General features: G+C 65.7%; 19 protein-coding genes and 1 pseudogene. 9 read left to right on the forward strand and 11 right to left on the reverse strand.

Translation table 11 applies throughout. The annotated features are described in order from the left end of the window. The first annotated feature begins 11 nt into the window (after positions 1–11). The 4 genes from BFN03_RS00715 to BFN03_RS00730 all read left to right on the forward strand — a co-directional run bounded on the left by BFN03_RS00715 (position 12) and on the right by BFN03_RS00730 (position 4,986). Positions 12–1,028: a hypothetical protein gene (locus tag BFN03_RS00715; RefSeq protein ID WP_157109535.1), complete on the forward strand. Its 1,017-nt coding sequence runs from the start codon at positions 12–14 to the stop codon at positions 1,026–1,028. After that, positions 1,025–2,470, forward strand: a complete 1,446-nt coding sequence (locus BFN03_RS00720; protein ID WP_070377401.1) for a hypothetical protein — start codon at positions 1,025–1,027, stop codon at positions 2,468–2,470. The genes BFN03_RS00715 and BFN03_RS00720 overlap by 4 nt, the downstream gene beginning before the upstream one ends. A gap of 103 nt (positions 2,471–2,573) precedes the next feature. Beyond that, positions 2,574–2,882 (forward strand): DUF6802 family protein, encoded by a 309-nt coding sequence (locus BFN03_RS00725; protein WP_070377402.1) that lies wholly within the window; start codon positions 2,574–2,576, stop codon positions 2,880–2,882. A gap of 274 nt (positions 2,883–3,156) precedes the next feature. Continuing rightward, a complete protein-coding gene (locus BFN03_RS00730) occupies positions 3,157–4,986 on the forward strand; it encodes a phosphoenolpyruvate carboxykinase (GTP) (RefSeq protein WP_070377403.1) in 1,830 nt (609 codons plus the stop codon). A 90-nt stretch (positions 4,987–5,076) separates the two neighbouring features. Here the strand turns inward: BFN03_RS00730 and BFN03_RS00735 are convergent, their stop codons facing one another. The 3 genes from BFN03_RS00735 to BFN03_RS00745 all read right to left on the reverse strand — a co-directional run bounded on the left by BFN03_RS00735 (position 5,077) and on the right by BFN03_RS00745 (position 7,674). Continuing rightward, on the reverse strand, positions 5,077–6,525 hold the full coding sequence (locus BFN03_RS00735) for an aldehyde dehydrogenase (RefSeq protein ID WP_070377404.1): 1,449 nt from the start codon (positions 6,523–6,525) through the stop codon (positions 5,077–5,079). Positions 6,526–6,553: 28 nt separating this feature from the next. Next, complete coding sequence (locus tag BFN03_RS00740) at positions 6,554–6,739, reverse strand: hypothetical protein (RefSeq protein ID WP_157109536.1); 186 nt, start codon at positions 6,737–6,739, stop codon at positions 6,554–6,556. 167 nt (positions 6,740–6,906) lie between these two features. Next, on the reverse strand, positions 6,907–7,674 hold the full coding sequence (locus tag BFN03_RS00745) for a class I SAM-dependent methyltransferase (protein WP_070380484.1): 768 nt from the start codon (positions 7,672–7,674) through the stop codon (positions 6,907–6,909). 162 nt (positions 7,675–7,836) lie between these two features. Between BFN03_RS00745 and BFN03_RS00750 the strand changes: the two genes are divergently transcribed. Further along, positions 7,837–9,057, forward strand: coding sequence for a glycosyltransferase family 4 protein (locus tag BFN03_RS00750; protein WP_070380485.1), 1,221 nt, complete (start codon positions 7,837–7,839; stop codon positions 9,055–9,057). Here BFN03_RS00750 and BFN03_RS00755 read toward each other — a convergent pair. After that, complete coding sequence (locus BFN03_RS00755; protein WP_070380486.1) at positions 8,998–10,773, reverse strand: hypothetical protein; 1,776 nt, start codon at positions 10,771–10,773, stop codon at positions 8,998–9,000. The genes BFN03_RS00750 and BFN03_RS00755 overlap by 60 nt on opposite strands. A gap of 62 nt (positions 10,774–10,835) precedes the next feature. Between BFN03_RS00755 and BFN03_RS00760 the strand changes: the two genes are divergently transcribed. Further along, positions 10,836–12,032, forward strand: coding sequence for a polysaccharide biosynthesis protein (locus BFN03_RS00760; RefSeq protein WP_070377406.1), 1,197 nt, complete (start codon positions 10,836–10,838; stop codon positions 12,030–12,032). A gap of 170 nt (positions 12,033–12,202) precedes the next feature. Here the strand turns inward: BFN03_RS00760 and BFN03_RS00765 are convergent, their stop codons facing one another. Continuing rightward, positions 12,203–13,357, reverse strand: coding sequence for a DUF3068 domain-containing protein (locus BFN03_RS00765; protein ID WP_070377407.1), 1,155 nt, complete (start codon positions 13,355–13,357; stop codon positions 12,203–12,205). Positions 13,358–13,577: 220 nt separating this feature from the next. On the opposite strand from BFN03_RS00765, the pseudogene BFN03_RS19965 reads away from it, so the two are divergent. After that, positions 13,578–14,651 (forward strand): annotated as a pseudogene (locus tag BFN03_RS19965) (acyltransferase family protein); the annotation flags it as partial. A gap of 23 nt (positions 14,652–14,674) precedes the next feature. Here the strand turns inward: BFN03_RS19965 and BFN03_RS00770 are convergent. The 4 genes from BFN03_RS00770 to BFN03_RS00780 form a co-directional block, all read right to left on the reverse strand. Then, positions 14,675–19,006 (reverse strand): alpha-(1->3)-arabinofuranosyltransferase, encoded by a 4,332-nt coding sequence (locus BFN03_RS00770; protein WP_070377408.1) that lies wholly within the window; start codon positions 19,004–19,006, stop codon positions 14,675–14,677. A gap of 46 nt (positions 19,007–19,052) precedes the next feature. After that, positions 19,053–19,226, reverse strand: a complete 174-nt coding sequence (locus BFN03_RS19970; protein WP_084385448.1) for a DUF2613 domain-containing protein — start codon at positions 19,224–19,226, stop codon at positions 19,053–19,055. 72 nt (positions 19,227–19,298) lie between these two features. Beyond that, complete coding sequence (locus tag BFN03_RS00775) at positions 19,299–20,456, reverse strand: isochorismate synthase (protein WP_084385449.1); 1,158 nt, start codon at positions 20,454–20,456, stop codon at positions 19,299–19,301. Positions 20,457–20,487: 31 nt separating this feature from the next. Beyond that, on the reverse strand, positions 20,488–20,937 hold the full coding sequence (locus BFN03_RS00780; protein WP_442971894.1) for a universal stress protein: 450 nt from the start codon (positions 20,935–20,937) through the stop codon (positions 20,488–20,490). Positions 20,938–21,074: 137 nt separating this feature from the next. Here BFN03_RS00780 and BFN03_RS00785 point away from each other — a divergent pair, with 137 nt between their 5' ends. Beyond that, a complete protein-coding gene (locus tag BFN03_RS00785; protein ID WP_070377410.1) occupies positions 21,075–22,229 on the forward strand; it encodes a glycoside hydrolase family 3 N-terminal domain-containing protein in 1,155 nt (384 codons plus the stop codon). Between the two features lie 75 nt (positions 22,230–22,304). Beyond that, the gene (locus tag BFN03_RS00790; protein ID WP_070377411.1) at positions 22,305–22,904 is read left to right on the forward strand and encodes a TetR/AcrR family transcriptional regulator; all 600 of its coding nucleotides are present in this window, start codon (positions 22,305–22,307) and stop codon (positions 22,902–22,904) included. 71 nt (positions 22,905–22,975) lie between these two features. Here BFN03_RS00790 and BFN03_RS00795 read toward each other — a convergent pair whose 3' ends face one another. Next, positions 22,976–23,839, reverse strand: a complete 864-nt coding sequence (locus BFN03_RS00795) for a MaoC/PaaZ C-terminal domain-containing protein (protein ID WP_070377412.1) — start codon at positions 23,837–23,839, stop codon at positions 22,976–22,978. Next, on the reverse strand, positions 23,839–25,185 hold the full coding sequence (locus BFN03_RS00800) for a 3-oxoacyl-ACP reductase (protein WP_070377413.1): 1,347 nt from the start codon (positions 25,183–25,185) through the stop codon (positions 23,839–23,841). Before BFN03_RS00800 ends, BFN03_RS00795 begins: the two co-directional genes overlap by 1 nt. Positions 25,186–25,313 lie beyond the last annotated feature (128 nt).

The raw sequence follows: 25,313 nt of genomic DNA on the forward strand, positions 1-25,313 counted from the left end.
GTGGCTGCGTCATGGGCACGGTGGATGCCGGAGGCGAGGACTTGTTCGGACTTGCCGATCAGGTCGCGGCGCTGGACCCGAAGGCTGCAGATGACATCCATGAAGCCGCGACCGCCTTTCGGGCGCCGATCCGGGTGCAGACGGCCGGTCGCGCGGGGGTCGGCAGGTCCACGGTGGCCGAGGCGCTGACCGCGTGTGAGATCGCCGGCGTGGTCATCGAGGAGTCCGACGCGGTCGACGTGCCCGATGCGCCAGACCCCGTGCTCGACGCAGACCTGGTGATCTACCTCCTGGTCGAATCTGTTCGTGATGCAGATCGAGAAGCAGTACGGACACTCGAGCCGGCGCGGGTCCTTCAGGTGCTCAACAAGTCGGACACCGTGGGCGAGTCGCGTGCCCCCGGTGACGTGTGGTCTTCGGCGGTCGCGCGCGCATCGGATTGCGCGGTGGACGGCGGCTTCGCGACCCTGCCGCTGATCGGTTGGCTCGCAAACGCCGGTACGCCTTCCGAGTCGGATCTCGTCATCCTGCGGACCAGTCCGCGTGACCTGGAGGGTCGGTGGGGCGCCTACGGTGTGGCCCGTGCCAGGGCGGCGCTGGTGGCGAACCCGGCACTCGATGCCGCCGGTGTCGGTGCAGCCCTGCGTGAGGCCAGCGGAATCGCGGCATTGTCGGCCGCGGTCGCCGACCGTGTCGAGCGAATCCGAGCTCGGCGGGCCGAGGCCTTGCTCGACGCTCTGCGGGCGTGCGCCGCGCACAGCGTCTCAGCTCGCGATGTGGTCGAGAACTATCTCGCCGGGGACGGCGCAGTCGCGTTCGCAGCAGAGGCGGCGCGACTACACGTCGGCGAGTGGACCTCGGATGCACTGGACTCCCCTCGCACCGCCGGCGACGCGATCCGGTGTGCCGACTGGTGGAGAGGTCAACTGTCGCAGCAATCGTCCGCACGTCAGCACCGTGCCGTCATCGACATTCGTCGCCACTACATCCGCCTCTGGCAACAACTGAGCGGCAGTCGCGGCGCGTGACGAAGACACAAGCGCAGTTATCGGATTTGCCGGACGACACCCTCGCCGTCGTCACCCGCTGGAACCCGGAAGGCGCCGCGGAACTGGAGGCCGGTCGGGGTCCGCGGCTCGGGGTCTTCGTGGCAGGGCCTCCCCGCGCGGGGAAATCCACGCTGGTGAGGGGCCTTCGTGCGGTCGACTCCGCGGCAGTCGACTTCGTGGAAGATCCGGTCGATGCCGGCGTGGTACTGATGGTGCTCGATGCCGCGGCACCTCTCGGGCGCGAAGAACTGGCTGTCCTCGACGTGGCCGCGCCGCCTGAACGTCCTGTGATATTTGCTCTGACCAAGACCGATGTCCACCGGGATTGGGTGGCCGTCAACGAGCGCAACCGGATGCTCCTGGCCCGTCATTCGGCGCGATTCGCCGAGGCCGAAATCCATCCGGTGGCGGCGAGTGGATCCGGCGTCGAGTCGCTACTTGCGGCAATACTCCTGACAGCCGGCAATGAGGCTGGGGGTGCGCGGTCGGCCATAGAAAGCGTGCTCGAACAGACCCGGCGGATGATCGTGTCCACTGCGCGGTCGATCAGGCAGGCCGAGCCGGGTGCGGAATTGCGTGCAGAGCGGGTCCAAGTCTTGGCGCACCGCGATGCTTTGCGAACTGAACGCCTGGCGCAGCTGCGGAGCCAGGTCCAGCTCGCCAGGGTCGAGTTGATGCACGAGGTGGCTGCTCAGGTGCGGACCTCCGGTGCGACCACACGAGCCGAGATCGACCGCGCCGACCGTGCGACCCTCGCCCGCTACCCAGACCGGATGGCCCAACTGATCCGTGAGAGGGGCGCCGTGGTCGATGCCGCTGTGACGACGCGTCTCGATGATCTCCACACCCGGATGGGTGTGACACCGACCGCGCTCGGGTCCGAGTTCGGTCTGACGGACGCGCTCTCTCAGGAGGGGCCACAGCAACGGCATCGCGGACTAGAGGACCGGATAACGATCCTGATCGGAGCGTCTGTCGGGCTGGGGCTGGGCGGCTTGCTGCTCTCGCCGTTGTCGATGGTGCCCGCGCTCGACATCGCGACCATTCCTCTGACTCTCGCGCTGGGAGCTCTCGCCGCGTGGTGGCTTACGCGGGCGCGCGGGCACATCGCGGAGCGTGCCCACGTCCGGCAGTGGGCCACCGAGGCGCTCGCTCACGTCCGGTCTCATTGGGAGCAGTTCGTTCTCGGTCGACTGCTTGCCGCCGAAGCTCAGATCGGTGAGGCGGTCATCGCCGATAGTCGCGAGCGAGCCCTCAGAGTGGACGAGCGAGTCGCGGAGATCGATGCCGAACTGCGCTCTCTGGCAGTAAGATTCAAGGGTCAGCTGTCCTCGTGCGAGCGCGACCTGGCGGCCGTCGATCGTGGACTGCGCAGCGTTCGCAAACGGGCGGGGGAACTGGATCTGGTAGACAACGCTTGAATACATGAACGCCCGACAGCAGTTCGCCGGGTTTCGTGTTCGACCACGTTGAATTACCGAGATTTGTGGGTGAGACTGGTCGGAAGGTGAAAGGGAGGTCGCAATGGTGGCGGAGAGCTTTGTGGTCGCGGATGTGCCGAATCTGGACCCCGATACGTTCGGTCACGATGCCGGGGCGGTCGTGCTGACGGATCCGGTGTACGACATCGACGGTGACGGCGTCTTCGACACGCAAACCTTCACCAACGGAGGTGCCGCGGTCATCGCATCTGACATGGATGCGGACGGCGATGCCGACCATGTGACGATAGTTGACGAGGAGGGCGCCTACGCGTCGTGGGAATTTCACCGCGACCGTGATGGCGTCGTTCGTTGGGAGCGCACCGACGGCGGGATTCTTGGTAACGGTTGAGCACATCGAAAGGCGCTTTCCAGGATCGGGAAAGGTACCTGGCAACGCATCTGAATCGTTTCTGTGACCTTTCCAACCACGCCCGATTCCCCGCGATGGGACCGGCGGCGTTAACCTCTAGGGATAGGACACCCGGCGCCCGCGTCTTCCATGTGACATGGACGGCCTGGCTGGACCCCGCCGAGAGGGGGAAATCGGACCGTCTGGCACTCGCTGTGAAGTTCTCATAGCGGACCGCAGATGGCCCGGTTCCGGCTCACCCCAGGAGAGTTTGATGACCTCAGCGACCATTCCCGGTCTGAACGGAACTGACGGCACGCCCCCCACGGAGCACAGTGAGCTACTCACCTGGGTTCGAGAGGTGGCCGAACTCACTCAGCCCGACCGCGTTGTCTTCGCCGACGGCTCGGATGCTGAATGGGACCGGTTGACCGAGCAGCTCGTCGCGGCCGGGACGTTCACCCGCCTCAACGACGAGAAGAAGCCGAATTCGTTCGTCGGCAACTCCGACCCGTCGGATGTCGCGCGCGTGGAGTCCCGTACCTATATCTGTTCGCGTACCGAGATGGACGCCGGCCCTACCAACAACTGGATGGACCCGACGGAGATGCGGGCGCTGATGACCGATCTCTACCGCGGCAGTATGCGCGGACGAACCATGTACGTGGTGCCGTTCTGCATGGGACCGCTCGGCGCCGATGATCCCAAGCTGGGTGTCGAGATCACGGACTCCGAGTACGTTGTCGTGTCCATGCGCATCATGACGCGTATGGGTGCCGCCGCGATGGAAAAACTCGGCAAGGACAAGCCCTTTGTGAAAGCGCTGCACTCGGTGGGCGCACCCCTGGCGGAGGGCCAGGCAGACGTCCCGTGGCCGTGCAACGACACGAAGTACATCACCCACTTCCCCGAGGATCGCGAGATCTGGAGCTACGGTTCCGGTTACGGCGGAAACGCTCTCCTCGGCAAGAAGTGCTACTCGCTGCGTATCGCGTCGGCCATGGCTCACGACGAGGGCTGGCTGGCCGAGCACATGCTCATCCTCAAATTGATCTCGCCCGAGAACAAGCCGTACTACATCGCGGCCGCGTTCCCGAGTGCGTGCGGTAAGACCAACCTCGCGATGATCCAGCCCACCATTCCCGGATGGCGCGCCGAGACCCTCGGTGACGACATCGCGTGGATGCGCTTCGGTGAGGACGGCCGTCTGTACGCCGTCAACCCGGAGTTCGGATTCTTCGGCGTTGCACCGGGGACCAACTACGGCTCCAACCCCAACGCGATGAAGACACTCGAAGCCGGTAACTCGTTGTACACCAACGTCGCCCAGACAGATGACGGCGACATCTGGTGGGAGGGCCTCGAGGGCGACCCACAACATCTTGTCGACTGGCGGGGCAACGAGTGGACGCCCGAGTCGGAAGAGAAGGCCGCGCACCCGAACTCGCGTTACTGCACTCCGATGTCGCAGTGCCCGATCCTCGCTCCCGAGTGGGACGACCCCCAAGGTGTGCCGATCTCGGCGATCCTGTTCGGTGGACGTCGTAAGACGACGGTTCCACTGGTCAGCGAATCCTTTGATTGGCAGCACGGCACGTTCCTCGGTGCGACCCTGTCATCCGAGCAGACCGCCGCCGCCGAGGGTGCCGTCGGTACCGTTCGTCGCGATCCGATGGCGATGCTGCCGTTCATCGGCTACAACGCCGGTGACTACATCAACCACTGGATCAACCTCGGCAAGAACGCGGACTCCGAGAAGCTGCCGAAGATCTTCTACGTCAACTGGTTCCGTCGCGGCGAGGATGGCCGCTTCCTGTGGCCCGGATTCGGCGAGAACTCTCGCGTGCTGAAGTGGATCGTCGATCGCATCGAGCGCAAGGCAGGCGCTGAGTCCACCCCGATCGGATTGGTGCCCACCGCAGCCGATCTCGAACTCGACGGCCTGGACGTGAATGTCGACGACGTCAGCGAGGCGCTGAAGGTTGACGCCGACGAATGGAAGCAGGAGTTGCCGCTCATCGAGGAATGGTTCGAATTCCTCGGAGAGAAGGTCCCCTCCGGTATCCGCAACGAATTCGAGGCACTGAAGCAGCGCCTGGGCTAGTCCCTCACCAATGAACGAATGTCACAGTGGTTCAGTTGAACTGAACCACTGTGACATTCGTCGTTTCAGGATCGGTTCGCTCGCAGTCGCCTAGCCGGTGTAGCCGAGCGGCATCAGGACGGACTTGGTCTCGCAGAAGGATTCCAGCCCTTCCGGACCGTTCTCGCGGCCGATACCCGAGGCCTTGTAGCCACCGAAGGGCGAGCCAGGGTCGAACGCGTACCAGTTGATCGCGTAGCTGCCCGTGCGGATCTTCTTCGCGACGGCGAAACCGTGCTCTATGTCGGTGGTGAACACGGATCCGGCCAGGCCATATTCGGAGTCGTTGGCGATCTTGATCGCCTCCTCCTCGGAATCGTATGGGATCACGGCCAGGACGGGCCCGAAGATCTCCTCACGGGCTATTGTCATCGAATTGTCGACGTCGGCGAAGATCGTGGGCTCGACGTACCATCCCTTGTCGAACCCCGCGGGCCTTCCGCCGCCGAGGACGAGACGTGCGCCCTGCTCCTTGCCCTTCGCGATGTAGTCTTCGACGCGATTGCGCTGCTTCTCGGAGATCAGCGGCCCGAGTTGGGCAGCCGGGTCGGAGGGATCCCCGACCGTCATGAGTCCGGCACCCGCCACCAGTTTGTCCAGCACCTCGTTGTACCGCGAGCGGGGGGCGAGGATGCGTGTTTGCGCCACGCACGCCTGGCCGGTGTTCATGAGCCCGGACATCACCAGCATCGGCATCGTGGCATCGAGGTCGGCGTCCTCGAGGATGATCGCCGCCGACTTCCCGCCCAGTTCGAGTGAGCAACTCTTGAGGTTCTGTGCCGCGATCGCTCCGATTCGGCGGCCCACCGGACTGCTTCCGGTGAACGTCACCTTGTCGATGCCGGGATGGGAGACGAGGTATTCGCCCGTCTCGGCGCCACCGGGAAGGACGGAGATGACTCCCTCCGGGACACCCGCCTCGGCAAAGATCTCGGCGACAAGATGGGTGGCGAGAGGAGATTCGGGAGCCGGCTTCAATAGAACGGTGCACCCAGCCAGCAACGCCGGGGCCAGCTTGTTGACAGCCAGGAACAGCGGCACGTTCCAGGCGAGGACAGCCGCCACCACGCCGACGGGCTCGCGCAACACCCGACTCTGGCCGAAGACGCCGGTGCGGGTCTGCTCCCACTCGAAATCGTTCGCCAAGCCGGCATAGAAGTTCAGGGTCGCCAGTGAGGGTGTCTGCTGCATCATGGAGACCATCGCCGGCGGCTGGCCCATCTCGGACGAGATGAGTGAGGCGAGAGTTTCGCCGCGCTCTTCGATCAGCTTGGCCGCCTTGGCAAGGATCTCGCCCCGCTCCGCAGGAGTGGTGTTCGGCCAGGGCCCCTGCGTAAACGCTTGCCGGGCAGCGACGACGGCGTCATCGATGTCGGCCGGCGACGCGACCGGGCAGCTACCGACGCGTTCTTCGGTTGCGGGGGAGAACACTTCGAGCACTTGATCGGTTGCGGGCGCAACCCACTTGCCGCCGATGTAGAGCTTGTCGTAGTCAGTCATCGGTCCATTCCCTTTGTCGGTGCCCCGGTCAGGAGGCTGTGTCGGTGAAACTGTCGAATCCGCAGTGTGCGTGGGGTCCGACAGCCGCGACCTCGAACAATCCGGTCCCGGCATATGTCGCGTCGCGCCCGGTGAGATGAAGTCGAATGAGCTGTTGCCGGATGTGCGCGGTGAGTGACTCGGGATCGGCAGATCGAGCAGCGCTCGAGCTCACGGTCACTCTCCTCCCCTGAACGCGGTGTGACTCTGAACACTAGAACACGTTACAGAGTTTGGGAATAGGTGGTGAGATCCTGCGGAATCAACTTCCGTAGATCTCCAGGCCGCTCGACTCGGCGAGAGTTCCGAGCCCCTCGAGATCCGTCGGGGCGACGACTGCGCTCAGCGCTTCTTCATCACGAGAACGAGGTTGCTGACCAGAAACTCTCGCAGCCCCGGAATCCGCACCATCCACCACGCCCACCTCGGATGGTAGCGCGGAAAAGCGGCCAGGAATTCAGCGTCAGGGGTGCGCCGGGCCCACCGAAGTCCGTCGGTCGCGGACACCTCGAACAACGAGACGCCGTAACGATTCTTCGGTTCGTGCCCGTTTTTGCGCAGGTAGCGCCGTGCGGCGTATTCACCCCCGAACGCGTGCCAAGGTCCGGTCTCGTGTCCGCCGAACGGGCCCCACCACAGCGTGTACGAGAGCACGATCAGGCCACCGGGCTTGGTCACGCGAACCATCTCCTCGGCCATTGCCCACGGTTCGCTGACGTGCTCGGCGACGTTGGAGGAAAAGCAGATGTCCACCGATGACGTCCGAAAGGGCAGTGCCAGGCCGGACCCGCGCACGGATCCGCCGACGGCCAGGCCCGCCGCGTGCATCTCGGACGGATCCGGTTCCACCGGAACGTACCGGGCCCCCGCGTTCTGGAACACCTCCGCGAAGTAGCCGGGTCCACCGCCGACATCGAGCACAGTGACACCAGACAGGTCCGAGTCGGTGAGACCTCTATATAGGTCGCCGATGAGTTCGACCGAGTCGCGGGCAAGCGCGCCGTAGAAGAGATCGGGGGCGCTCTGCTCGTGCCGGAAGTCGCTGAGCAGGCCGAACGACCGTTTCAACGTGGCCCGTCGACCGAATCGTCGGGTCACGGGAGGTGTCATCACGGAAGTGAACTCTAGCCAGTGCAGGCGGCCTGGCAGCAAACCGCCCACGGTGGCTGAAGCATGGGGAAGAATTCGACCGATAAGGTGTTCGGGGGCCACGGCGGCACAACGCCCTGTCTCGAGAAGTAATTACCGCACCGACAACAGGAGTACATGAACGTGCGAGAGGTTCTGCTGCTCTGCTGGCGCGATACCGGCCACCCACAGGGGGGCGGTAGTGAGCGATACCTCGAGGAGGTCGGTGCACAACTTGCGGCACGGGGAATCAAGGTCACTCTGCGCACCGCCCGCTACCGCGGAGCCGCCAAGAAGGAGACGGTCGACGGTATCGAGATCAGTCGTGGTGGAGGACGCTACAGCGTCTACCCCCGTGCCCTTGCCGCGATCGCAGCGGGTCGACTCGGGTTCGGTCCGCTCAGGGGAATTCGACCAGATGCCGTCATCGACACCCAGAACGGCATCCCCTTCTTCTCCCGTGCTGTGGCCGGCGCGCCCGTCACTCTGCTCGTGCACCACTGCCACCGCGAGCAGTGGCCTGTGGCGGGGCGGCTGATGGGCAAGGTGGGCTGGTGGGTCGAATCGTGGCTGTCTCCGCGTACCCATCGAGACGATCAGTACCTCACGGTGTCGCTCCCGTCCGCGGAAGAACTGGTCGACCTCGGCGTCGACCGTGAACGCATTGCCGTGGTTCGCAACGGCGCCGACGACATCCCCGCCGGCGTCGTCGTCGGCGGAACAGCCACGCGGACCACACATCCGAGCGTGTGCGTTCTGTCGCGACTGGTGCCCCACAAGCAGATCGAGGACGCCCTCGAGGCCGTGGCCTTCCTGCGCCCGACCATCCCTGACATCCAGCTCGACGTCATCGGTGGTGGTTGGTGGGAGCGCAATCTCCGCGACCGCGCGCACGAGTTGGGTATCGGTGACGCGGTCACGTTCCATGGCCACGTCGACGAGACCCGCAAGCATCGATTGCTGTCCAGGTCGTGGGTGCACGTGATGCCGTCTCGCAAAGAGGGTTGGGGCCTGGCGGTCATCGAGGCCGCTCAGCACGGCGTCCCGACCATCGGTTATCGCAGCTCCAAGGGCCTGACGGATTCGATCGTCGACGGCGTCACCGGACTTCTCGTCGGCAGTGCCGAGGGGGGTGCTGCTGATGTCGGCGCCTTGACCGCGGCAGTCAACACCCTCCTGCTCGACTCCGAGACGCGACTCGTGCTCGGTGAGAAGGCGCGTGTCCGCGCGGGCGAGTTCTCCTGGGAACACACCGGCAAGGGCGTCCACGAGGTACTTGCGGGCACCGCAGCCGGTGTCCGCACCTCAGGACTGGTATCGGCGCTGTCGCCGAGCGTGCACCTCGAGGACGCCCGCGCCCAGTAGACCTCCCGAGAGCATCAGTGCCCAGAGCGCATGGGCGGTGATCACCGCTGCCCGCGCCTGCCCGGATGACTGGTGCGGCGCAACGTCACCATCGACGCGATACAGCTCGAGGTGCTCGTCCGAGAACAGCCGCTCCAGGTCGGCCAGCGTCGTCGCGGATTCGCCCCTGAGTCCAGGCGTATCACGCTCGACCAGAACCCACCGGACGCCCAGCGCGGCAAGTTCGGCGGGGGAGCCACCGGTCAGCAGCACTCGTTCCACGTGTCGTGCGCGTGAACCCTCGCCTTGTACGACACCGCCGGCCACAACCAATTCGCCCGTTTGCAGGACGTCTTCGGGGAGCATCCGCGGGGCAGGATCCAGGACGGGCGCCGGGCCGGAATAGGGGAACTTGCGGAACATCCCGGCGGGCAAGACCGCGACATCGCCGCTGTTCGGGTCGGTGTCGAGCTGGGACGCCACCTGTTGCCACGACTGTGGGTACTCGATCGGGCGCAGCGCGCCCCCGACTCCCCACGCCAGGTCGGGAAGGGAGAGCAGCACCACGACGACAGCCGAGACAGACCATGTGCTGGGCCGCTGAAGCAGCACCGCGGTGTTGGGACGCCGCGACAGCGCCGCAGCGATGCGGGGGAGCGCAAGCACCGCCGCGGCGGCCGCGAGCGCATACAGCGGGGCGGCAAGCGCCACCCATTTCTGGGCGTCCCGGAGCAACCCCGCGCCGGGGATGGCCTGAACCACCCAGCGACCGAGATCGAGACCCCAGGCCGTGGCGCCGAAGGCGGGTGCCAACACCGCAACAAGTGCGAGCGCTGCGAGCGCTGATACGACGGGATTTCTGCGCCGCCGCCACAGGGCAGGCAACCCGAGTAGGACAAGGCCCAGCAGTGCAAGTGTGCCGAACAGGGCGAACAGTGTCGTGCGGGAATCCGGGACGGCGGCGCTGTTCCAAATGCCACCGAGTCCGGCGAGGCTGCCGATGGTCGCCAGTCCCGGCTCGGCTCGAGCTGCAAACGCCGCGACTCCGGCCGGATCGGAACCATCCCCGCCTCCGGACAGGGCGGTCGCCACCAGCCAGGGTGCGCTCGCGAGCACGAACAGGATCAGTGCACCCGTTGCCCTGCGCCATGCGGCGGACCTTCCACCCGGGGCAACGAGCACTGCCAACGCCGTCGCCGCGGCGAGCAGCACTCCGGTGGGGGTCAGTCCGGCGGCCGCGAGACAGGCCGCGAGCGCGAACCACCCTTGCGGCCGACCCCGGCGAATTGCGACCGCAGCGCACACCGTCCACGGCAAGGCGGCGTACCCGGTCAGCAGACTCCAATGTCCCTGTAGCAGGCGCTCAGCAACGTAGGGGTTCCACACCATCACCGTCGTGGCCACGAGTTGTGGCCCGAGTCCGGCCGTCGGCAGCACGGCGGCGACCATCCGCGCCGCACCCCACCCGGCCGCCCACAGGGCCGCTAGCAGAATCACCTTGACGAGCAACCCACCGTCGACGACGGCACTCAGCGTTGCGAGGAGCGCGTCCTGCGGCACCGCTCGCGCCGCGGCGTCGGTCAGTCCGAGAGCCGAGTCCGTCAAATACGAGCGGGGGGTGCTGACCGCGTCGCGTAACAGTAGGTAGCCCGGAGTGAGTACGGGTCCGAGGACCAGGAGTGCCAGCAGCAGGCTGTAGACGGCCGGGACGAACGGTGCGCGGTGCCGGACGGTCATGAGGCGCCACATTACGTGGTGCGCAGGCCGGGTTCGCGCAGTGCGTAGTGCATCATAAGCAAATGCCACGCCGGATCCGCACCAAGTCAGCGGTGGCCGGGGTGACGATGGTGACAGCGGGTTCGATGGTCGCGAATATCGCCTCCTACCTGCTGCATCTTCCCGCAAGCCGCTGGCTTGGTCCTTCTGGGTACGGGGAGTTCGCCAGCCTGCTGGCCGCTCAACTCGTTCTGGCCGTACCCGCGCTCGCGCTTCAGACCGTCGTCGCACGCGAAGTGGTTCGGGGCAAGGGTGCCCACGCAGTGCGGTTGCTCGGGTATCGCTGCGCCGTGATCGTCGCCCTGGTGGCCGCGCTGCTTGTTCCGGCGGTCTCCTGGGCACTGGACACCGGCACGCTCGCCACTTCTTCGGCACTGATCACAGCCCCCGTACTGGTCCTCCTCGCCACCGAGCAGGGACTGTTGCAGGGTGCGGCGCGTTTCGGCCCGTTGAGCGTTGTGCTCGCCGCGGCAGGTGTCGCCAAGGTTGTTCCCGCCGTCGTCGTGCTCGCTCTCGGGGCCGGACCGGGACTCGCCCTCGCGGCCAGTGCGGTCGGAACCGGTCTGGTTGCCCTCGTCACCAGGCTGTTGGCCGACTCAGGCGTGCTGGGGGAAGCGAGCACGCGGATCGGCGTAGGGGCGGTGCTGAAGGCGTCCCAGGTGCAATTGGCGCTGATCGCGCTGTCATCGATGGATCTCGTGGTGGCAAGAATTGTTCTGAGCGCCGACGACGCAGGCCTCTACGCGCTCGGAGCAGTCGCGACCAAGGCGGCGTTCTGGTTGCCCCAGGCCGTCGGTGTCGTCCTCTATCCCCGAATGGCTAACCCTGCCCAGTCGGTGCGTGCAGTTCGTTCGGCTCTGGCCATCCTCGTGGCCCTCGGCGCGGTGCTCGTCGCTGGGGTTGCGGTGGCCGCACCCCTCGTCCCAGTCCTCGTCGGGGCCGCTTACCAGCCCGTCCAATCGTTGTTGTGGCTGTTCGCGCTGCAGGGGGCCTGCCTGGCTGTCCTCCAGGGCGCGCTGCTCTCGGCGATCGCGGGCGAGAGGACGCACCTGGCGGTGATTGCCTGGATCGGCTTGGCAGTCGAGATGATCGCCATGCTGACAGTCGCGTCCACCATCGGGCAGTTCATCGGAATCGCCGTTGCCGTCGCCGCGGGCACCGCGCTGGTCGTCGGCGTCCGCGCCGTTCGCGGCGCGCGACACGATGCCGTGACAGCTTGAACTGTGCGCCCGATGTGACATTTGTGCAGTCAGGCGGAACCGATGTCACATCGGGCGAGCCACATCGTGTGCAACGCTCCCCGGATACCGGGCCCCGGACACGACGAAGGGGACCTCGCAAGAGCAAGGTCCCCTTCGATGCCGACTATGTTGAGCGCGGCCGACCGACGCTACCGCTGGTCGTCGTGCCTACGCGGATCGGTGACGGGAATCTCCTCCGTCTTGTCCAAGGTCCAGTCGTGCTGCTCCGTAGGTGCGTCTGAACCCTCGAAGTGACGACCGCCCTGGCCCGAGGGCACATCGCCGCCACCGTTGGTGGACGCGGGCTGCTGGCCCTTCCCGCCGCGCAGGCCGAGGAAGATGCCCGCGATCAGCGCGATCAGGCCGAGAACGCCGGCAATGATGGGTATGGTGCGACCGAACAGGTTGATCGTGTCGATGCCATCCCTGGCCTGCTCGACCTGGGCCTCGATGGTCTGCTCGTCGAAGGGCAGCGTCACCTGCAGCACGTCGACCTCCGGCCGGTCAGCGTTACGCGCGTAGTACTGGTGCAGCTGCTCCTGACCCTTGACGATGATGCCGGTCTGGGGCTCGACCCACACGTCGCGCACATTGGCGTACCAGCGAGTCATGGTGATGGGGAGATCTCCACCGGGAACGCCCCAGGTCTCGGCCGGCAGTTCCAGCTTGTTGGTCGGGTCGTTGTCCACCATCGACAGGTCGACCGGATCGATGGTCTGGCTGTAGTGGTACACGTTCAAGCCGTTGATCTCCGTCTCCTCGACGAAGTTCATGTCCTGCGTGGTGCGGGAGTTCAGGTCGAAGTAGGGGTAGCTCTTCTTCTCGGCGTCGAACGGGAACTTGTACTGCAGGCCGTCGCGCGGAACTTCCTGCGCGGGCTGGTCTGGTTCCGTCTGGATGGTGCCTACCGGGTCGTTGGTCGGCATCGCGCTCTTGCGGTCGATGGTGGTGCGGTCGACGGTCGCGGCCAGCAAGCCAACGTCGCCGGGCCTGTCGGTGCGAAACACTGTCTGACCGGCCTGGAGCGTGACCACATCTGCGTTGGAAGGCTCTTCGGTGGTGACATAGCGCTGCGACACGATCGGAACGTTGGTATCCACCTGTGCACTTCCTGCGAGAAGCGCCGCCGAGTCGAGCACGCTGCCCGTGCCTGAGGCAATCGTGGTTACTTCGAGGTCCAAGGGCGTCGTCTTCAACTTGCCTACGGTGTAGGTCGGAATGAGAATAGCGACGGCCAGTAGGAAGGCACCGAGGCCCACCAGAATGTATGCAAGTATCCGGCTCGGCCCTGAGCGCTCCGCCATGCTGACTCTCCTAACTCAAATCTGTCGACTGAGATTCCCCCACCGGCAGCAGGGCTGCGCGGATCGCATGGAGTCCACATCGACACCACGTGAGGCAAAACACTAACAGTCCCGAGCACTCATCTGCCCCATCGGATAGTAGTCGTATGGGCGGATTCACTGAGAAATGACGCGGCCGGAGTTTTTCGTCACAGCGTGGGCACCGGGCACACTATTGGTAATGAGTACATCGGTCACCACATCGGAAACGTCTGTGCCCGCCGCCACCGCTACTGCGGCGCCGGCCCCACGGGGCTTCATTCCCGCACTCGAGGGGCTGCGCGGTCTTGTCGCGCTCGGGGTGCTGGTGACGCACGTCGCGTTCCAAACCGGATTCACGCAGGTCCCCGTCGTGGGGCGATTGGTGGAACGACTCGACCTGTGTGTGGCGGTGTTCTTCGCATTGTCCGGATTCCTGTTGTGGCGCAGCCACGCTGGGGCGGCTCGCGGTATGGGTTCGGCGCAGGGAGCGGTCCGCTATTGGATCTCGCGTGTGACGCGCATTCTGCCGGCGTATTGGGTTGCGGTGGCGGTGGTACTGATGTTCCTGCCCGCAGCGGACGGGAGCTTTCGTACCTGGTGGGCGAATCTCGGTCTGGTCCAGGTCTTCGTGCCGCTCACGCTCACCAGCGGTCTTACCCAGATGTGGAGCCTGTCGGTCGAGGTGGCCTTCTATCTGGTGCTCCCGCTATTGGCATTCGCGCTGTTCCGGCTGAAGGGTTCCGCTGCGCGGCTGCGTATTCCAGTGATCCTCGCGATGGCCGCCGTGAGCCTCGTATGGGCGTTCTTACCCGTTCCTACCCCGAACGGAATAAACCACGAGAATTGGCTTCCCGGCTATCTGCCGTGGTTCGGAGCTGGCATGTTGCTGGCGGAGTTGTCGGTGAGCCGGCCGGGACGAATGCACCGATGGGCGCGGCATCGGGGGTGGATGTCGGTGGTCGCCGTGGTGGCATTTGCGCTCACCGCGACCGATCTCGGCGGGCCGGCTGGGCTGGTGCGGCTCGAGCCGTGGCAGTTCGCCACCAAGATCGTGCTCGGAGCGGTCATCAGTTTCACGCTCATGGCCCCGCTGGTGTTGTCAGACAGGTCGCAGCACCGCTTCCTCACGAGCCCAGTCGCGCTGGCCGTCGGCCGATGGTCGTACGGCATCTTCATCTGGCACCTCGCGGTGCTGTCGACGGTCTTTCAGGTGTTCGGGCTCGTCCCGTTCGCTGGAAACTTCGTCTACGCGTTGGTGCTCACCACCGTGTTGAGCATCGCGGTTGCGTCGGCGAGCTACGCACTGGTGGAAGAACCCGCACGCCGCGCCGTCAGGCGATGGGATAGCCGGCGCAGCGGCGTCGAACGCCCGAGCGGTAACACGGCCAGTCCCGTGGCGACCAAGGCAACCAGCAGCGGGAACTGAACGAAGAACGAGTGCCCGACGTATCCGTCTGGTGCGCGCCACGGGCCGGTGGACAGTATTGCCATGCCGAGCATCGCGGATGCGCCCGCGATGCCGACCAGAACCCGTGCCGTGGAGATGGTTCCGCGTAGATGGACGAGGCCGGCGACCAATGCGGTCATCACGATCGTCGTTGCCGCGCCGACCGGTCCGCTGATCACGGTGGCGGCGGCCAAGATTCCGAGCCAGCCGACCGATGCGCTGCCCCAGGTTCTGGGTGCCGCACCCGGGTCGCGCCTGCGGTCCCGACGACGCGGCCACAGTGCGGCGGCGATCAGTGGAACCAACAGCAGCAAGCCGCCGAAGATTCCCAGCCGGTACCAACGGTCGGTGGGGAAGTCGAGAGTCACCGTCCCTTCGGTTCCTGCGGGGACGACCCATCCCTGCTGCCATCCGTCCACGACGATCGGAGTCAGTTCGTTGCCGTCCGGGTCGGTTGCCACCCAGCCGATGTTGGTGCTCTCGGGTACGACGACCAGCCGTTCCGAATCCGAGTGCGGCACCGTCAGCTCTCGGTGGTTGTCGGTCCACGCGGTGGTTTCGACCCGCTCGGTCGGAACTGCAGTCTCCGCCGGTCCCGCGTTCAGGCGAAGGCTGTCGACGAAGAACGCCGACCCGGGATCCACCGTGACTTCCTGGGAGCCCGCGACCAATGTCACCGGGCCGGAAGAGTCACACACGGTCGCGGACACCGGGGCGCCGGAAAGAATCTGGTCGACAGTTGCAGTGATACTGGTGCGGACGGGTTGCCCGCCGATCGACACGACAGGCCCCTCGGTGCAGGGAACGGTCACCGTACGGGCGCCCGGGTCGTCGGTCGGTCCCGAACCGGGCAGCAGTGCGCCACCCTCGCCGAGCACCCCGACATCCGCGAGTCCAGCCGGCTGCGACTGACTGAACCCCAGAACGTTCCGGTCGACGATGTCATCCCAGGACACGAGACTGAGCACGATTCGGTCGGTCACCAGCGGTTCGAGGGCGACGGTCCCGTCGCCGGAGTCCACGTCGCGCACCTGTGGGCCGCTCCCCAGGTCGACGGCGACTCGGTGTGGAGCAGCGGGCACCGGGCCGAGGCTGGGTGTCAGTTGGAGGCCGGTTACGAGCGTGGGTTCGGGTAGGTCGATGACGAGAGTGGGCTTCGCGCCTGTGCCGTGTGTAGTGTCCAACGCCGACGACCAACTGGTGCGTATGTCGCCGTCTGTGGCAGCGAATGCGGAACCGCGGAGGTCGCCGATGTCGCTCGCTCCTTGTGCGGTGGGTCGATCCCGCTGGGTGAGCAACTCTTCCAGCGCAGCTCCGTGCCGTGCGCGCACCGTGAGTTGGGTTGTGACTTCGGTGGTTTCGGGGACGGTCAGCGTTCTCTCGAACACGCCGACCTCCTCGGGAGGCACGATAAGGGCGTTGCTGCACCGGATGCGGTCGGGGCCCTCGGCGCAGGCGTTTCGTCCCGGAAGTTCTTGGCTCAGGTCCCATCCCGATACAGACGCACCACTCGGCGTCGGCGGCAGTACCGTCTGATGCCGGATCGGGATGGTGACGGGCGCGTCAGGATTGGAGAAGTCCTCCACCGATAGCTCGCTGATACCGAACTGCGCCCCTGCAGAACCATTTTCGGTTCGGGTAGCGGTGATCCTCACCCACGGTGTGGGGCCGCCGGGTACGGATACGGTGATCGGCTCACCCGGGGCGTCGACCTTGACCGCGGTGGTGCCGTTGGGTGTCGACACCTCCATCCAACGGACGGGGACGCCGATCGCGGCCGGGCTTGTCGTGATGTGCAGCAGAGAGCTTCTGAGCGGGGTGTCGAAGTCGATCTGGAGCCACTGGCCGAGAGCTCGTTCGAGGACGTTGCTGAACCAACCCGTCGAGGGGTCGCCGTCGACGGCCGACGCGGCGCTACTCCCCGGGGAGGTGCCGCCCAGTTGGGTGGCGTCGGAGGCGGCGCTGGACACGGTCAGTCTCGCGCCCTCCCATCTCCCCTCCACCAGGGGTGTGTCAGCGACCGCATAGTCGGGCACGAGGTTGAAGGTGCGCCGAGGGTCGTCAGGACTGCGCAAGGCCGAACTGTGGTTGTCGACCTTCCCGTAGTCGGTTTCGCGGTCTCGGGGAGTGTCGGTGACGGTGACATCGTCGACAGCTAATCCGGCGCGCTGTGCGTCTGCGGCCAGCAATACCGGCCCGGCGCCGGGCAGGGCGCCGTTCTCCCGCAGACGCTGCAGCGACTCAGGTCCTCCCTGTACGCGCGGGATCGTGTCGAGGTCTGCCACGTACGGTCCGCTGGTCGTCGGAGCGCCGTCCGGCATCGACACTTCGAAGATCTCGATGGCCGGGTAGCGGGGCCTCAGGTCGTTGTCGATCACCAAGCCCTCGGTCTCGGCGGGCCCGATGTCCTCGCCGAACTCGGCGACCCGTGTGAATCCGGGAGAGCCGGCGATCGCTTGGTGAACCAGCATCGGTCGGGCCGATCTGGACGTGTCGGGGTCGAGATCGTTGCGGAGTACGAGGTAGTGGATGCCCTGCCCCAGCAGGGTCTGCGCCATGCCGTCCGAGGGTCGGCCGTCGGCGATGAGTCGCTGGATGGAGTCCATCGCCCGAATGGTTCCGGGTGGGGTGAGGGGGACGGCATCGCGCGAAGCCCAGGGTGTCGATGCCAGCGCCTGCAGGGGTTCGTCTCGGGTGAGGCCCCACACCTGGCTACCGAACGGTGCGCCGGGAACGACGAGAGCGCGTTCGGCGTCCGAGCCGTCCGGACTGGTGCCCCCGGCGTTCTCCTCTAGCCACGCTGCCGCCTGATGCCAATAGTCGGGTACCGCGGTGTAGGTGCCGCGCGGGGCGAGTTTGCCAGTCCATGCCAGCGACGTCGCCAGGGTGAGGGCAACCAGGACCAAGCTGGCGACCGCGACCATCGGTTCACGCTCGGGATGTGCGACCGCGCTGCGCCAGCGGGCGGAGGGGACCGAACCGGGCAGCGGTACCTTCGCCAGCAGATGAGCCAGTCCGAGGACGAGGGGCAGTCGGACGAGCGGTTCGAGTTTGTGCACGTTCCGCAGGGGTGCCCCGCTGGAATCGAGGAACAATCGCACCTGGTCGGCGAACGGAGAGCCCAGCTCGCCGACGTATCCGGCCGCGAGCCCCGCGACACCGACGAAGAGGATCAGTGCCAGGCGTCCGCGGGCGGGCATCGATCGCATGCACAGCCCGGCAAGACCCGCGGCGGCGATGAGGCCGGTCGCGGCGACGGCGGCGGGTTGGGTGACGAGGACGGCGCCGGCGATGCGCTCGGGGGAAACGAACGGAGTCCAGCTGTCGGTGCCGCGCAGGACCTCCGCGAGGGCCGTCCATTGCGTCGTCACGGAGGAGGACTCGATGTAATCGAGGAACGGGGGACTCACCTTGCCGAGCAGAAGTAGCGGAACAACCCACCAGGCGGTGGCGAGAACCAGGAAGGGGAGCCACCACGCGGTAAATGTCCACCAGCGACGGTTCGGGCGATGAGAGATCCACCACAGTCCGGCGACGAGGCATGCCGCCGCGGTTGCAACGGCGTTGACCGCGCCCATCAGGGCGACCGCGAGCGCCGACTGCGCCGCTAGTCTCGCGGGTGAGCGCAGGAGCGCGCCGCCACGAATGTCACTACCGGCTTGGCCGGTGCCAGTCGGGGCGAAGGCCAAGATGAGCGGTAGCAGCACCCACGGAGCCAGCATCATCGGGAGGGTTTCCGATGAGATCGAACCCAACGTTGTCAGGACGCGGGGAGAGAAGGCGAAAGCGACTGCCGCGATGATGCGAGAAGAGCGGCTACCGATGCCGAGAGCTTCGGCCACGCGGATGATGCCCCAGAAGCCGGCAACCAGCAGCAAGGCCCACCACAGGCGCTGCGTGATCCATGCAGGGACATTCAGGATGTCGCCGAGCGAGAAGAAGGTGCCGTGTGGGAAGAAGTATCCGTAGGCCTGGTTCTGGACCTGGCCCATGGGGGCCTGGCTACTCCACTGATGCGACGCCCGCTCGAGGAATCCGATCGGATTCTGGGAGAGGTCGTACTTGGTGTCGGCGGCGAGCCGGCGGGGGGCTTGGAGAAAGGTGAGAAGAAGGGCTACGACAGAGGCGCCGAACAGCCACCGTCGTGACAGAGGCTCCCCGGAGGGCGCCATGGAGGACATGGCCGCCGACTCGGGGGAAGTGCGGGAACTCGTGGAGCGTGCGCCCTCAGCGGCTGCCGTACTCAACCTGGTTCAGCAGTGAGGAATCCGCATTGCCACTGCGGTCGACCTCGGGACGCGTGTTTTGCTGCGCAGCTGCGGTGATGCCGAGTGTTGCCACAGTGCCGAGCGCAATGCCGATTACGGCGCTGACCGCACCGGGCACAAGGAACTTCTGCATCAGACATCTCCCACCGTTGTGTCATCGGAGCACACAGGGTGTTCCCGCGTGCGAACTGCAAGGGTCAAGGTATCACCCGGAGGCCAGAGAACTGCAGATTGGTGCCCGGTAGTGATGTCTCGTCGGTGCGCCGTTGTGCTCCGGTCGCTGCTCGAGGGCGAAGGCTCGTAGCAGGGTGCGCAGTTTTGTGCTCGTCTCCTCGAGCTCGGATTCCGGGTCGGACTCGGCGACGATCCCACCGCCAGCCGTCGCGATCGCTTCGCGGCCGTCTGCGGTGATCTCGGCGCATCGGATTGCCACCACCCAGTCGCCGTCGCCTTCCGCGTCACACCATCCGACGGCGCCGCCGTAGAACCGCCGGTCCTCCTCGATGTCCTTGATGGTCGTCATTGCCAGGCTGGTCGGCGTTCCGCACACGGCTGGTGTCGGGTGCAGGACAGTCGCCAGGTCCAGGGCGCTGGTCGCCGGGTCGCGAAGTATGCCCTCGATCGGTGTTGCCAGATGCCACACTTCGTGCGTGCTGGTGAGGACGGGTGAATCCGGAATCGACAACTCGCTGCACAACGGGGCCAGAGCCTCCCTGATCCAGTCCGTGACGAAAGCGTGCTCTGCCAGGTTCTTGGCGGACTCGAGCAGGGCGCGGCCCTCCTGCGCGTCGGCAGCGGGGTCCAGACGCCGCGGTGCCGTTCCGGCTAGTGGGCGGCAGACCACCCGTCGCCCGCGCCGGCTGAGCAGCACTTCGGGGCTGGCGCCGACCAGGCTGTGGCCGCGGAAGCTGTCGCCGGCGGCCGTGAGGTCGACGGCGAATCCGTTGGCGGCAGGATCAAGGGCGATCAGCCTAGCGACCAATGCCTCCGCGGAGATGGGGGAGTCGGCGCCGAGAGCAACGCTGCGCGCGGCGACGACCTTCTCGAGTGCGCCGCCCCGCAGGCGCGCGATGAGGGACCGGACGCGGGACACGTGCTCGGCGGGAGCCGGAACTTCGCGGGTCAGGCTCACCATCGGAAGGTCCGGAATGCTCTCGGGCTGCCAGGGGCCGTCGGTGAACTCCCAGAACTCGGGCGCTGTCAGGGCCGCGGGACGCTCTGGGTCGAACGGCAAGGCGCCGACGATCAGCTCCGTATCACCGTTCGAAAGGGCGGTGATGCTCGCCGCAGCAGTGTCGTATGTGTCCCGGGCGCCGAACGCACGCAACGTTCGATCTGCACGGGAGAGTAGAAAACCGTCCATGGTGGACCTGACAGTAGTCGTGGCCGTTTGACTACCTCCCGGGAGGCACGATCAGCACCGGACGGTGGCTGTGTCGCAAGACATGGTCGGCGACGCTGCTCTGTAGAAGCGACCGCAGCCCCGTTGTTCCGCGGGTGCCTGTGACGATGATGTCGGCCGCGAGTTCGTCGGCAGTCTCCACGATCGCCGACCAGATGGTGGTAGTGCATTCGACGCATCGACCTTCGGTGATCAGGCCGACGGCCTCGGCGAGTTCGGTGCCCTCTGTATTCGTGGCCTTGGCGTCGCCGAGTGCGACGTCTTCGGTTTCTTCGTCGGGCACCCATTCGGGTTGCATCACACCCGAGATTCCAGACATGCGTGCAGCCTGCCGAGCCATCGGCTCCCATACCGTCACCAGTACCGCGCGATCGGACGCGATGAACCGGCCCGCGTACTCCACCGCACGTTTGGCATTGTCGGATCCGTCATAGGCGATCATGATCAAACCTGCAGTCACCAGGACCTCCTGAGTACGGGGTTCCGCTACACACAGGTTAGCAAGGCGGTCAGTGGTGGTAGCCGGTTTCTTCGGCCGCCGCGGAAGCGTCGGCGACGAACTGGGCTACGGTCGAACGCATGCGCCTCAAGTATGCACTCGCGCTCACTGCCTGCGCCGGTCTCGTGGCTGGATGCTCTTCGGGTGGTATCGGTACACTGCCGGAATCCTCCGCCGCGATGCCGGTCTCGCAGGCTGTGGTTGCGCCCCCCGCTGCTGCGCCGGTCACATGTGATGAACAGTTCCTTCAATCATTGTCGCTGCGGCACAAACTCGCTCAGCTATTGAATGTAGGTGTGACCGGGACAGCAGACGCTTTGCGGGTGGTCCGCGATGAACAGATCGGCGGCATCTTCATCGGCAGCTGGACCGACAAGTCGCTACTCGCCGACGGTAAGGTCGCTCAGGTCGCGTCCGCGTCGCCGCTGCCACTGATGGTGACGATCGACGAGGAGGGCGGCCGTGTCTCTCGGGCCGCGGATCTACTCGGGCCGATACCGTCCGCCAGGCAGACCGCCGCGACGATGACTGAGGAGCAGACCTATCAGATGGCGCTCGAGCGTGGCCGAGGTCTGAAGGACTTGGGCGTCACAGTCAACTTCGCCCCCGATGTGGACGTGAGCAGTCAGCCTGACAACAGCGTCATAGGCGACCGCTCGTACTCGAGCGACCCCGCCGTCGTCAGCCGTTACGCCGACGCCTACGCGCGTGGAATGCGCGACGCTGGAATCCTGCCCGTGATCAAGCATTTTCCCGGTCATGGATCGGCGTCGGGTGATTCGCATACCGGTGCCGTCACGACGCCGCCCCTCGACGAGTTGCGGGCGAAGGATCTCATTCCCTTCCGCGACCTCGGGACGACGGGTGTCGGAGTCATGCTCGGCCACCTCGAGGTTCCCGGGCTGACGGCTCCGGGAGTCCCTGCGAGTATCAGCCCCGACGCCGTGGCACTGCTGCGCGGAGGCACGGGATTCGGTGCTGCACCGTTCGCCGGACCCATCTTTACCGACGACCTCAGCGGCATGAAGGCCATCACCGACCGATACGACATCGCAGATGCGGTCGAGGCGGCTCTGGTAGCGGGTGTGGACGTTGCGTTGTGGATCACCACCGACGATGTTCCGCGGGTGCTCGACCACCTCGAAGACGCTGTGGCATCTGGGAAACTGCCCCAGGAGCGCGTCGACGAAGCTGTTCTGACGGTTGCCCGTGCCAAGGATGCGCTTGCCTGCTAGCTTCTCGTTCTTCGCCCGGACCCGCTTTATTACCGTAGAGTAAGATAGCGGGTCAGGGCGATCGATGGAGGACGAATGGCGGGCGGCACCAAGCGATTGCCACGCGCAGTGCGCGAGCAGCAGATGCTCGATGCGGCTGTCGACGTCTTTTCCGACAGAGGATTTCACGAGACGTCTATGGACGCGATTGCGGCCAAGGCGGAAATCTCGAAGCCGATGCTGTACCTGTACTACGGGTCCAAGGATGAACTGTTCGCCGCCTGCATCGCACGCGAGGGCAGACGTTTCGTCGAGGCACTCGCTCCGGCGGGAGATCCCAGCCTGAGCCCGCGAGAGCAGCTGCGTCGCGCGCTCGAGGAGTTCCTCGGGTTCGTGAGTTCGCACCGCAAGTCGTGGATGGTTCTGTACCGCCAGGCAATGAGGCAGCAGGCGTTCGTCGGTTCGGTGAAGTCGAGCCGAGACCGTCTGATCGAATTGACCGCCCATCTGCTCGAGTCGAGCACGCGGGATCCGGGTGAGGGCCAGGACTTCGAGCTGATCGCTATCGCCCTCGTCGGTGCGGGTGAGGCCGTCGCCGACCGTGTCGCCGGCGGTGAGATCGAGGTGGCTACGGCGGTCGATCTTCTGGAGTCTCTTGCCTGGCGCGGTCTAGCGGGCGAAAAGAAGCCGGAGTGAATGTGCCTTTCGGCGGGGCGGCGCTGGGGTCGGTGACCGCGCAGCGCCGAAAGGCACATTCCCCGGGGCAGCTACCGTAGCGTCGCCGTGAGGTGGGGGTAACCCTTCCGCGCGTTCTTCAGCGAAAGATCCCAGCCGTCGTCGGTCTGATCGGCGTACAGGTTGAGCGTGGACGGTAGCAGAATCGGCTTGCCGAACCGGACACTGTAGGTGACGGCATCCGGAATCCGCCCCTCCACCGAGCCGAGAACGGTAGCGGCGCTCCACATGCCGTGCGCAATCGGCTTGGGGAATCCGAAAGCCTTTGCGCCCAAGGACGAGACGTGAATCGGGTTGCGGTCACCCGACACCGCGGCGTACTTGCTGATCGTTTTTTGATCGACCCGGAGGGTTCGCAAGGGGCGAAGCGGTTCCGCCTCGCCTTTCGGCTCGGGGCCCGGCTGCCCGGACAACGACGTCTTCTGCTGATGCAGAAGGGTGGACGTCTGCTTCCATACCAGTTCGCGTCCGACCCTGATCTCGCTGATCACATCGATCAGCAGACCTTTGCGGTGCTCGCGCAGATTCGCCGCATGTACCGACACATCGAGCGGTTCGCTCATGGAGATGGGCCGAAGTTGTTCTATGACGTTCTCCGCGTGCACCGATCCGATGGCGGGGAAGGGGAACCCGTCCGACACCATCAACTTCATCATGATCGGGAACACCAGGGTGAACGGGTACGTCACCGGAAGGACGTCTCCGAAACGCAGGCCGGTCACCCGGTCATAAGCAGCCAGGTTGTCGGCATCGACGCGCAGGCCGTTCAGCACGAGCGTGGTGTCCGGGGCGTCGTGCCCACTAGCCCCGATGAACGGTATCGCGCTGCGGACCGCACCAGCGTAGATGTCGAGCGTGCGCGGCGTCTCGGTGAGTCGCACCACCTTGCCCGCCATCATGCACCCAACAGGCTCTGGCCGCAGACTCGGACGACCTGCCCGGTGACGGCGCTCGATGCGGGACTTGCGAAGTAGGCGACAGTTTCGGCAACGTCGACGGTTTCACCGCCCTGCAGCAGGGAACTCATGCGACGTCCGGCCTCGCGCGTGGCGAAGGGAACCGCCGCGGTCATCGCCGTCTCGATGAAGCCTGGGGCAACGGCATTGATGGTGATCTTCTTCTTCGCCAGCACCGGCGCGGTCGCCTGCACCAACCCGATGACTCCCGCCTTCGAGGTACTGTAGTTGGTCTGCCCGCGATTGCCCGCAATGCCGGCGATGGAGGAGACGTCGACCACGCGGCCGCCCTCCTTCAGAGCGCCCTTGGCGACGAGAGTGTCGGTGATTCGTTGCGGAGCAAGAAGGTTGACGTTGATCACCATGTTCCAGCGGCCCTCGTCCATGTTGGCGAGCGTCTTGTCGCGGGTGATGCCTGCGTTGTGGACGACGATGTCTGCGCCGCCGTGCCGTTCGAGGACGAACTCGGCCAGTTTGTCGGCCGCATCGTCGGCTGTGACATCGAGCGCGAGGGACGTTCCGCCCACCTTGTTTGCGGTCTCCGACAGCGCCTCACCGGCAGACGGGATGTCGGCGCAGATGACGTGCGCGCCGTCGCGGGAGAGCACCTCGGCGATGGTGGCGCCGATGCCGCGGGCCGCACCCGTCACGATGGCAATCTTGCCGGCGAGGGGCTTGTCCCAGTCTGCGGGCGAAACGGAGTCTTGGTCGCCCACCCGGATGACCTGACCGCTGACGAATGCGGACTTGGCCGACAGCAGGAATCGGAGGGTGGATTCGAGGCCCGAGAGGCCTGCGGAGGCCTTCGGTGAGACGTAGACGAGCATCGAAGTGGCGCCGCGCTTGACTTCCTTGCCGACGCTGCGGGTGAAGCCTTCGAGCGCGCGCTGCGCGATGTGCTCGTCGACGTCGGACGTTTCTTCCGGAGTGGTGCCGAGTACCACGACGCGCGCCGATGGCGCGAGGTTACGGATCACGGGCTGAAAGAACTCGAACAGCCGCTCGAGTTCGGTGACCGAAGCGATGCCGGTGGCATCGAATACGAGGGCGCCGTACTGGTCGTCGCCCGCGCTTGCCTCGGTGTAGTCGGACAGCAGTTGACGCAGCGGCTCGGCGAGACGGCCCTTGCCTCCGATCAGGACCGGACCGGGGAGCGGCGGCTCGCCGTGCTTGTATCGCCGCAAGTTCTCTGGGCGCGGCAGTCCCGCCTTCGCGGCGATGAAAGCGCCGGGCGCGGATGAGAGGAACTGGGAATAGATGTCGGGAGCTCCCTTGCTGGCTGACACTGTCCTACCTTCTGTCGTCTCTGGGTGGTCAGTCACCGGGCTCCGATTGGGGCGCGGTGTCGACAAGAAACTTACTCCTGAGTAAGAATAGTAGCCAACAGGTAATCACACCAGATCCTTGGAGACGT

It is taken from the genome of Rhodococcus sp. WMMA185, from assembly GCF_001767395.1.
Classification (GTDB): Bacteria; Actinomycetota; Actinomycetes; order Mycobacteriales; family Mycobacteriaceae; genus Rhodococcus_F.